The sequence below is a fragment of the Microvirga yunnanensis genome, assembly GCF_025460875.1.
Window position 1 is genome coordinate 6,425 of record NZ_JAMXFI010000188.1, and the last position, 9,193, is coordinate 15,617.

Sequence of the window (9,193 nt, forward strand, 5' to 3'; positions counted from 1 at the left end):
CGTCGTGGCTGGCCGCGAGGAGCTGGACGTGCTCGCGCTCGCTGCGCTCCGCCGTCACGCGCTCCGGCGCGCTGATGACCACCGGGCCCATGCGGCGCAGGACCCAGGCGGAGATCCGGCGCTGCAGCCAGTTGCCCTTCTTGTCGACGATCTGGCAGGACGACACGTCGTCGATGGACGCGGTGGAATGGGCCACCGTGGAGCGCGCGGCCTGGATGATCGCCGGGCCGGCGATGGTGGGCGTGCCGCAATTGACCACGATGCGCTGCGCGGCGCTCGAGAACTCGAAGGACAGGCAGCCGGCCGCCGCATCCTGGGACAGGGGCCGCGGCGGCGGCGCGCCCACGTCGGCGACGAGGAGCGAGCGCCCGGCCTCCAGGCGCTCGTAGCCCGAATGGGGCGCGTGGTGGATCGGCTGGCTGCGCATGTCGTCGTAGGTGAGCAGCGTCGCCAGGTGATCGGCGGCGGTCACGCCCATGCCGTTGAAATGGGACAGGGTGCCGTCCCCGTGCCGGAACAGGCGCACCATCGGCAGCAGGCGGTCGACGGCGTGGAGCAGCGCGTCGGGCGTGTCGACCTCGCGGCTGGCGAACATCTGGCGCAGGGGCAGGAGGTCGAACAGGAGATCGACCATGATGCGCGGGTTGCGGCTCGCATGGCCGCCGTCGGCCAGGATCTGGCGTTCGAGCTCGCGGGCGAGCAGGCGGCTCGCGCGCCTCAGGTTCCGGTCGAGGCCCTCGCAGCACAGGCCCGCATAGCAGAGCGCGATGCCGGCCATGAGCTGCTGATAGGGCAGGGCGCCGGAACGGACCTGGCGCTCCAGGGTGCGCACGTGCTGGCCGATGATCTTGAGGAAGCGCTGGTAGAAGGCATGGTCGGCGCCCTCCAGGATCAGGGGCGACTGGCTGATGAAGGACATGAGCCGGCGCGCCGTGATCTCGGTGCTGCAGGCGATGCGCCGGTCGCCGAGCTTGGAGGTGACGAACTCGTCCACCAGGGAGCGGGCATTGGCCTGGGCGAGCGCCGTGCCGGCCGCCCTCAAGTGACGCAGCCAGCCGAACCCGTAGAGGGCCTCGGCCCAGGCGCGGCTCGGCGGTGCGAACGCGAAGGGCGAGCGCCCGCCGGTCGTGATGGCGCGGCCGGAAAAGGCGAAGAAGCCGGAATAGATGTCGGTCGCGATGGTGGGATCCGCCGTGCGCAGATCCTGCGGGGCGAAGAGCAGGCGCGTGGGCACCGGCGCGCTGGAGAGCCTGGACAGGCTCCAGACCGTGCTTTCGCGCATGGCGCGGCCGGCCTCGCGAGCGGCAAGCCTGTACACACGCCAGCGATCCGGCCCGAAATCCACCCGTGGCGCTCCTCTCATGCTGCTTGAATCACCGCCAACTTAGGTGAGGAGTTCCTGCTGACTGGTTAACACCCGGTAAGAGATCGTTCACCCTGTTCACGAACCCCTGTGCACAAACCGTGCGACAAAGAAGCCGTCGAGGCCGCTGCGGTCGTGCTCGGAGAGCGCCAGCTGGCTCGGCAGGGTGCGCAGGTCGCCCGCGGGCGTGAGGCATTCGGCGAGGCCCCCGATCTCGTCCGGCGTCACGGGGCTGCGAGCGAAGTCCGGGTGGCGGGCGAGAAAGCCTTCCGCCTGCCGCTCGCCTTCCTCGGCTTCCAGCGAGCAGGTGCAGTAGACCAGCCGCCCGCCGGGCTTCAGGAGCGCCGCCGCCTTGTCGAGCAGGCGGCTCTGGAGTCCCGAGAGCTTGCGGATGTCCTCCTGGCTCTTGGTCCAGGCCACGTCCGGGTGGCGGCGGATGGTGCCCGTGGCCGAGCAGGGCGCATCGAGCAGGATGGCATCGAAGGGGCCCGCCGTGAGCTTTTCGGCATCGATGGCCCGGGTCTCCGCCGTCAGATGCAGGCGGGCGAGGTTCTCCTCGAGCCGCGCCAGGCGCTTGGCCGAGCGGTCGACCGCGAGCACCTCGGCCCCGGCGGCGGCCAATTGCGCGGTCTTGCCCCCGGGGGCGGCGCAGAGGTCGGCAATGCGCTCGCCGGGCTTCGGCTGCAACAGGCGGGCCGGCAGGGCGGCGGCGGCATCCTGCACCCACCATTCGCCGGCCTCGAAGCCGGGGAGGTCGCGGATGGCGGTGCGCTCCTTCAGCCGAATGCTGCCGGTGGGCAGGAGCACGCCGCCCAGGCGTTCGGCCCAGGCCTGCGGGTCGCTCTTCACGGTCAGGTCCACGGAGGCCAGCGACCGGTGCGCCTGCGCGATCCGCGTGGCGAGCGGCTCGCCGTATTGCGCGATCCAGCGTTCCTCGAGCCAGGTCGGCGTGTCGAGCCAGGGATCGTCCTGGCCGAGGATCTGATCGCGCTCGCGGGCGACGCGGCGCAGGACCGCGTTGATGAAGCCGCCCGCGTGATGGAGCTTGGGATCGCCCTGAGCGATCGTGACCGCGCTGTCGACCGCGGCATGGTCGGGCACGTCGAGGAACAGGATCTGCGCGGCCCCGACGGCGAGAAGATGCATCAGGCGCTCGTCCTTGGGCGGCTTGTTGAGCCGCTCGCGCAGGGCGTGGCCGAGCGTCCCGAGGCGCCGGAAGGTCACGATCGCGATGGCGCGGGCGAGGGCCTCGTCGCGGGATGTGAGCTTCTCCGTCTGAAAAAGCTCCTCCATCACGTCGTCGAGCGGCACGCGCCGCTTCAGGGTCTCCGTCACCGCCTGCCAGGCGAGGCGGCGCGGCCCGAGGCCCGCCTGTTCGTCCGATTGAGTCAAAATCCTATCCCCTGGGTAATCTAGCGCCCCGAACGATGCGCCACTTCAAGGAGTGAGCATCGGATCCGATCCCAAAAGTGGGTCCACTTTTGGGTCCGATGCTCTAGCCCCATGGCCCCCGGCGGGTGCCGCTCGAGCCTGTGCTTGAACCCCCGACTGAACCCCAGGGACTCGATGAACTTTGCGCGACGAAGCCGGGCTGCGCCGACGCTCCCATCTCCTGGGCCAAAGCCTGTAGGGCCGCAATCCGGTTTTCCGTCGCGGGATGGGTCGAGAACAGGTTGTCCACGCCCTGACCCGACAGCGGGTTGACGATGAAGAGCGAGGCGGTCGCGGGTCGCCGCTCCGCATCCGGGTTGGGAATGTGCGCCACGCCGCCCGCGATGCGCGCGAGCGCCGAGGCGAGCGCAAGCGGCTGGCCGCAGATCTCAGCACCCATCCGGTCGGCGTCGTATTCCCGCGAACGGCTGATCGCCATCTGGATGATCATGGCGGCGATCGGGGCGAGCAGGGCGGTCGCCAGCATCACGATCGGGTTCGGCCGCTCGTCGCCCCGGCCGCCGAAGAGAAAGCCGAACTGCGCCAGCGTCGCGATGGCGCCCGCGATGGTGGCGCTCACGGTCATGATGAGCGTGTCGCGGTTCCTGATATGGGCGAGCTCGTGCGCCATCACGCCCGCCACCTCGTCGGGCGACAGCATGTGCAGAAGGCCCGTGGTGGCGGCCACCGCGGCATTCTCCGGGTTGCGTCCGGTCGCGAAGGCGTTGGGCTGCGGATTGTCGATGAGATAGACCCGCGGCATGGGGAGCCCGGCACGCTGGGCGAGGCCGCGCACCATGTGCACGAGCTCGGGCGCGGTGCGCTCGTCCACCTCGACCGCATAATGGGCCGCGAGCGCCAGCCGGTCCGAGTTCCAGTAGGCGAACAGGTTGGTCGCGAGGCCGAGGCCGAGGGCAATCATCATGCCGGTCCCGCCGCCGAGGAAATAGCCGACAACGCCGAACAGGGCCATCAGGCCCGCCAGCAGCATTCCGGTCTTGACGGTGTTCATCGGGGTCTCCACCTCGTGGTCAACGACATCGCATCCGCTGACCCCTATGTGGGAACGGTTCAGCTCGCTCCCAAGGCTCCGCCCTCGAAGTCCCACTCCCGGGCTGACCTTTCCCGTGGTGAAGCCCTCCCCCGTCATGGCCGGGCCTGTCCCGACGACGGGAGAGGGTCGGCGGGAGCATCCACAGTGTCCTCCCAACGGGAGCGGAAATCTGGCATAAGGCCCCCATGAGCACGAACGATCAGACACCACCGACCGATCCCATCAAGGGCGCAGCCCCCGGCAAGACCCTGTCCGCGGCCGCCCGGCGAGCGCTCGAAGAGGCCGCGCAGCGGCGCCTCGACATCGACGCCCGCGCGGCCGAGATCGCCAAGCAGAAGGAACTCCAGGGCCGCGGCGGCCTCGAGCCCGTCCGCTACGAGGACTGGGAGGTGAAGGGCCTGGCGAGCGATTTCTGAGCCGACGTGGTCCCGGCCCGGCGAGGAGGCGGTTGGCGGCACCTGGCTTTACTGCCATGGCGCATGCACATGTCGTATGCCCATATGATTGCCGGAAATGCCGCCATGTCCAAGCCTGTGAGAGCCGCCCGGGACCGACGGCCGACCTATGTCACCCTTCCGGTCGAGCTTGTGGCCGAGGCTAAGGCCTTGAACATCAATGTCTCGCAGGCCTGCGAAAGCGGATTGGCCCGCTCGGTGGCTCAGGCCCGGCAGGCTCGCTGGCTCGAGGACAACGAGGACGCCATCGAGGCCTACAACCGGATGGTCGAACGGGGCGGGCTACCCCTGGACGAGTTCCGGCAGTTCTGATGAGTCAATTCGACGTCTATGCCGGCGTCGGATGATCGGGCCGGCTCGTCGTCGATCTGCAATCCGGCATCCTGGAGCCGATCGCGACCCGCATCGTGGCTTCGCTCTTTCTGCGGAGCGAAGCACCGGCCCTCACCGAACCGACCCCGTCGGCCCGCCTCGGCGGACGGGAATTCATCGTGATGATCCCGCTCCTGGCATCCGTTCCGGTCCGCGAGCTGCAGCGCCCGGCGGGTTCGCTCGTGTCCGATCAGGACGCGATCAAGCGGGCGCTCGACGTTCTGTTCCTGGGCTTCTGACGGTGCTGCGAACGCGGAGCGGAAAAAATTTCGGGCCCCATGTCACATCGGGCATGATCGTCTCGTCTTATCCTGGTCAGCAACCCGACAGATGAAGGACCAGACGATGAAAGCCCGGTTGATCCCCTATGACGTCGCTCCCGGCGCCCTGAAGCCGATGATCGAGCTGGAAAAGACTCTCAAGAACAGCGGCCTGGAGCACAGCCTGATCGAGCTGGTGAAGACCCGCGCCTCGCAGATCAACGGCTGCGCCTATTGCATCCACATGCACACCAAGGACGCCCGCGCGGCCGGCGAGACCGAGGAGCGGCTCTATCTCCTCAGCGCTTGGCGCGAATCGCCCCTCTACAGCGACCGCGAGCGCGCCGCGCTGGCCTGGACCGAGGCCCTGACGCTGGTGGCCGAGACCCATGCGCCCGACGCGGATTACGAGGAGCTGAGCCGGCACTTCACCCCGGCCGAGCAGGTCAACCTGACCCTGCTGATCGGCGCCATCAACGCCTGGAACCGGCTCGCCATCGGGTTCCGGTCCGTGCATCCGGTCGAGGCGGGCCGTGCGGCCGCCTGAGGGTGACGCGGCGGACCAGTTCCAGCCCCTCCGGCCGGGGCTGGTCCGTCTCGCCTACCGGATGCTCGGCTCCATCGCGGAGGCCGAGGACGTGGTGCAGGAGGCCTATCTCCGCTGGCACCAGACGGACCGCGCGGCCGTGCGCGATCCCGGGGCCTTCCTGTCGAAGACGGTGACGCGCCTGTGCCTCGACATCCTCAAGTCGGCCCGGGTGAAGCGCGAGACCTATATCGGGCCCTGGCTGCCCGAGCCGGTTCTGGACCAGGACCATGAGGACGCCATGAGCGAGGACCTGTCGCTCACCCTCATGATGGCCCTGGAGCGGCTATCGCCCCTGGAGCGCGCGGCCTTCCTCCTGCACGACGTGTTCGGGCTCGGCTTCGACGAGGTCGCCGCCACCCTCGACCGGGATCCCGCCGCCTGCCGCCAGCTCGCCGCCCGCGCCAGGAAGAACGTGCGGGCCGAGAAGCCGCGCTACGCCATCGACCGGGAGGAGGGCGAGCGCATGACAGACGCGTTCTTCGCCGCCTCCCGCAGCGGCGACGTGACGGCCCTGCGCAACCTCCTGGCCGAGAACGTGGTGGCCTACACGGATGGCGGCGGCATCCGCAACGCGGCCCTCAACCCGCTCTTCGGCCTGCGCCGGGTGGCGGGGCTGTTCCTGGGCATCGCCCGCAAGACCGGGGGCGAATGGCCGCCGATCCTCTACAAGGGGCTGATCAACGGATTGCCCGGCATCGTCACCCTCGAGCCGGACGGCCTGGTGCAGACCACGAGCCTCGACATCGCGGACGGCCGCATCGTCGGGGTCTACATCGTGCGGAACCCCGAAAAGCTAGGGCACCTGTCCGGTCTGACGAGCTGACCGGCGAGGGGAGCCGGCCCGCGAAAGCCCGGTTGTTCGCCGGCCTGCCTGCCGCTACCTTGCCCGAAAAGGGGAAGGCTCATGGCTGGGGCTGGCGAGACGGCGCGACTGGAGATGTTCCGGGATCTGTTGGGCGACGCGCACCGCGCGCTCGAGCTCCCGTTCGGGTTCGAGTTGTGGGACGGCTCCACGATCCCGGCGGACCTGCCGTCCTACGCCATGCGGCTCGTCATCCGGCGCGAGAGCGTCGTGGCGGCCCTGCTGCGCCGGCCGAATCTCGACACGGCGCTCAACGCCTACGTGGCCGGGCTGCTCGACCTCAAGAACGGCACGATCTTCGACCTCGCCGCCCAGCGCCCGCAGAAGGTGGGCCGGCGCCTGAAGGCGGTGAACAAGCTGAAGGCCCTGAAGGTCGCCTATCACTTCCTGCGCGCGCCCGCCGACATGCCGCGCCCCCTGGTCCGCCCGGCCGAGGACACCGGCGCGCGCGACGGCAAGCCCTCCACCAACAAGGCCAACATCGCCTATCACTACGACGTGTCGAACAGCTTCTACCGGCTCTTCCTCGATCCGGAGATGGTCTATACCTGCGCGTACTTTCAGCCGGACTGGCACGACGATCTCGCCCGCGCGCAGCGGGACAAGCTGGACATGATCTGCCGCAAGCTCAGGCTCAGACCCGGCGAGCGCCTGCTCGACATCGGCTGCGGCTGGGGCGCCCTCATCTGCCACGCGGCGCAGCATTACGGCGTGAAGGCCACCGGCGTGACGCTCGCCGAGGAGCAGGCGGCGCTGGCCCGGGAGAAGATCGCCCGGCTCGGCCTGCAGGACCGGGTCGAGGTCGTGCTCAAGGACTTCACCCAGATGGAGGGCGAGTTCGACAAGATCTCGTCCATCGGCATGTTCGAGCATGTGGGCATCGCCAACCACCCGGTCTATTTCCAGACCGTCCACCGGCTGCTGCGGCCGCGCGGGCTCTATCTCCATCATACCATCGCCCGGCGGGCGAAGCGCTCCGACAAGGCGTTCGGCCGCCTGCGGCCCGAGGCCAAGGCCGTCATGCGCTACATCTTTCCCGGCGCGGAGCTCGACCATCTCGGCATGTCGGTGGCGAATCTCGAGCGCTTCGGCTTCGAGGTGCACGACGTGGAGGCCTGGCGCGAGCATTACCAGCGCACCACGCGCCTGTGGTGGGAGAACCTGAACGCGCGCCGCGACGAGGCCGAGGCCGAGGTCGGGGCCGAGAAGACCCGCGCCTGGCTGCTCTATCTGGCGGGCGTGTCCCTGGGCTTCGAGCGCGGCGTCATCGGGGTGAACCAGACGCTGGCCTCCAAGCGCACCCGGGGACCGTCGGGCCTGCCGTCGAGCCGGGCGGATCTGTACGCCGGATGGAGCGGGTGAGCTTCCCTGTCCCGGCCATCCCGATGCGGACAAGCGCCGCGCTTCGCCGATCGGGATCACCGGCACGAGGCCGGTGATGACGTGCGGCTACGGGGTCACCACCACCCGCGTGCCGACGCTCACCTGGTCGTAGAGATCGACGATGTCCTCGTTGAGCATGCGGATGCACCCGTAGGACGCGTAGGTGCCGATGGAGCCCGGGCGGTTGGTGCCGTGGATGGCGTATTCGTCGAGGTCGAGAGTGAGGGCCCTGGCTCCCATGGGATTGTTGGGCGCCCCGCCGGGGATCACGTCGGGCAGGCGGGGATTGTCGCGCTTGACCTCGTCCGGGGGCGACCAGGCGGGGCGGACGTATTTGCCGTCGATCCTGGCCTCGCCGAACCATTGCTTGCCGGGCCGGCCCACGGCCACCCGGTAGCGCAGGGCCGTGCCGTCGCCGCGCACGTAGTAGAGCTTCCGCTCGGCCGTTTTGATCACGACGGTCCCGGGCGAGACGCGGCCCTCGAAGGGCACGACCTCGCGGGCCCGCAGATCGGATGCTCCGATGACCGCGCCGGCCATCACGGCGAGGGCCACCGCTGCGCGCGCACCCATGACTGAACTCCTCCTGCAACGCTTGCCTGAAGAAGAGACGCAGGAGGAATGCTCAAGGTTCCAGCGGCGATGCGCCTATGCGGTTCAGATCACCGGGTCCCAGGCCAGCATGCGCTCGCGCGCCTCGTGCGGTCCCGGAAGCGCATGGCGGTTCATCATCCGGGCGTGCAGCCTCTTCACGATGCGGCTCGCCGTGGTGAGGAACAGGAACGGCAGAAAGGCGTGGACGAGCGCCGCGAGGCCCGCCGCGAGCAGGGGGCCGGCGAAGCTGAGCGCGACGTGCATGTGCTCGAAATAGCTCTCGCCGACGGAATCCGGGTGATCGGTGAACAGGCGCTTCAAGGACATCGCATGGGCTCCGACATCGCATGGGCTCCGGAAGAACGAGCCCGAAGCCTATGCCCGGAGCGGAGTGAGCTCAACCGCCCTGCTGCCGCCAAGCTGTGCGCTCCGGCACGCTGCGCGCATCCCGCGAGAACCATGGCCGGGACATTTGCCCGGCCATGATGTCCGCGAGGCTCAGGCGGCCTGGGTGCGCTTGTTCTGCCGGTTGGTGATCAGGTCGTCCACCACGGCCGGGTCGGCCAGGGTCGAGGTGTCGCCGAGCGCGCCGAACTCGTCCTCGGCGATCTTGCGCAGGATGCGGCGCATGATCTTGCCCGAGCGGGTCTTGGGCAGGCCGGGGGCGAACTGGATCAGGTCGGGCGAGGCGATCGGGCCGATCTCCTTGCGCACCCAGGCGACGAGCTCCTTGCGCAGCTCCTCGGACGGCTCCTCGCCGGCCATCAGGGTCACGTAGGCGTAGATGCCCTGGCCCTTGATGTCGTGCGGGTAGCCCACCACGGCGGCCT

The 9,193-nt window shown here is 69.3% G+C and carries 12 protein-coding genes; 6 read left to right on the plus strand and 6 right to left on the minus strand.

Going from position 1 to position 9,193, the window contains the following annotated elements; genetic code table 11:
• The 3 genes from NF876_RS41885 to htpX all read right to left on the minus strand — a co-directional run.
• On the minus strand, positions 1-1,345 hold a 1,345-nt coding region (locus NF876_RS41885; RefSeq protein ID WP_262273584.1), incomplete at its 3' end, for a heparinase II/III family protein.
• A gap of 96 nt (positions 1,346-1,441) precedes the next feature.
• Positions 1,442-2,755 (minus strand): RsmB/NOP family class I SAM-dependent RNA methyltransferase, encoded by a 1,314-nt coding sequence (locus tag NF876_RS41890; RefSeq protein WP_262273585.1) that lies wholly within the window; start codon positions 2,753-2,755, stop codon positions 1,442-1,444.
• A 103-nt stretch (positions 2,756-2,858) separates the two neighbouring features.
• Entirely contained in the window at positions 2,859-3,806 is a 948-nt protein-coding gene (gene htpX / locus NF876_RS41895; RefSeq protein WP_262273586.1) for a zinc metalloprotease HtpX, read from the minus strand.
• Positions 3,807-4,033: 227 nt separating this feature from the next.
• Here htpX and NF876_RS41900 point away from each other — a divergent pair, with 227 nt between their 5' ends.
• From NF876_RS41900 to NF876_RS41925, 6 genes are all read left to right on the plus strand, one after another.
• Positions 4,034-4,264 carry a DUF1674 domain-containing protein gene (locus NF876_RS41900; RefSeq protein ID WP_262273587.1) on the plus strand — a complete coding sequence of 77 codons (231 nt, stop codon included), beginning with the start codon at positions 4,034-4,036 and terminating at the stop codon, positions 4,262-4,264.
• A 105-nt stretch (positions 4,265-4,369) separates the two neighbouring features.
• The gene (locus NF876_RS41905; RefSeq protein ID WP_262273588.1) at positions 4,370-4,615 is read left to right on the plus strand and encodes a type II toxin-antitoxin system CcdA family antitoxin; all 246 of its coding nucleotides are present in this window, start codon (positions 4,370-4,372) and stop codon (positions 4,613-4,615) included.
• 56 nt (positions 4,616-4,671) lie between these two features.
• Positions 4,672-4,914 (plus strand): CcdB family protein, encoded by a 243-nt coding sequence (locus NF876_RS41910; protein ID WP_262273594.1) that lies wholly within the window; start codon positions 4,672-4,674, stop codon positions 4,912-4,914.
• A 106-nt stretch (positions 4,915-5,020) separates the two neighbouring features.
• Positions 5,021-5,482, plus strand: coding sequence for a carboxymuconolactone decarboxylase family protein (locus NF876_RS41915; protein ID WP_262273589.1), 462 nt, complete (start codon positions 5,021-5,023; stop codon positions 5,480-5,482).
• Positions 5,469-6,347, plus strand: coding sequence for a sigma-70 family RNA polymerase sigma factor (locus NF876_RS41920; RefSeq protein ID WP_262273590.1), 879 nt, complete (start codon positions 5,469-5,471; stop codon positions 6,345-6,347). Before NF876_RS41915 ends, NF876_RS41920 begins: the two co-directional genes overlap by 14 nt.
• Positions 6,348-6,428: 81 nt before the next feature.
• Complete coding sequence (locus NF876_RS41925; protein ID WP_262273591.1) at positions 6,429-7,748, plus strand: class I SAM-dependent methyltransferase; 1,320 nt, start codon at positions 6,429-6,431, stop codon at positions 7,746-7,748.
• 87 nt (positions 7,749-7,835) lie between these two features.
• Here the strand turns inward: NF876_RS41925 and NF876_RS41930 are convergent, their stop codons facing one another.
• The 3 genes from NF876_RS41930 to NF876_RS41940 all read right to left on the minus strand — a co-directional run.
• Entirely contained in the window at positions 7,836-8,309 is a 474-nt protein-coding gene (locus tag NF876_RS41930) for a L,D-transpeptidase (RefSeq protein ID WP_373371482.1), read from the minus strand.
• 117 nt (positions 8,310-8,426) lie between these two features.
• Positions 8,427-8,690: a DUF6356 family protein gene (locus NF876_RS41935; RefSeq protein WP_262273593.1), complete on the minus strand. Its 264-nt coding sequence runs from the start codon at positions 8,688-8,690 to the stop codon at positions 8,427-8,429.
• A gap of 171 nt (positions 8,691-8,861) precedes the next feature.
• On the minus strand, positions 8,862-9,193 hold a 332-nt coding region (locus NF876_RS41940), incomplete at its 5' end, for an AMP-binding enzyme (protein WP_444939754.1).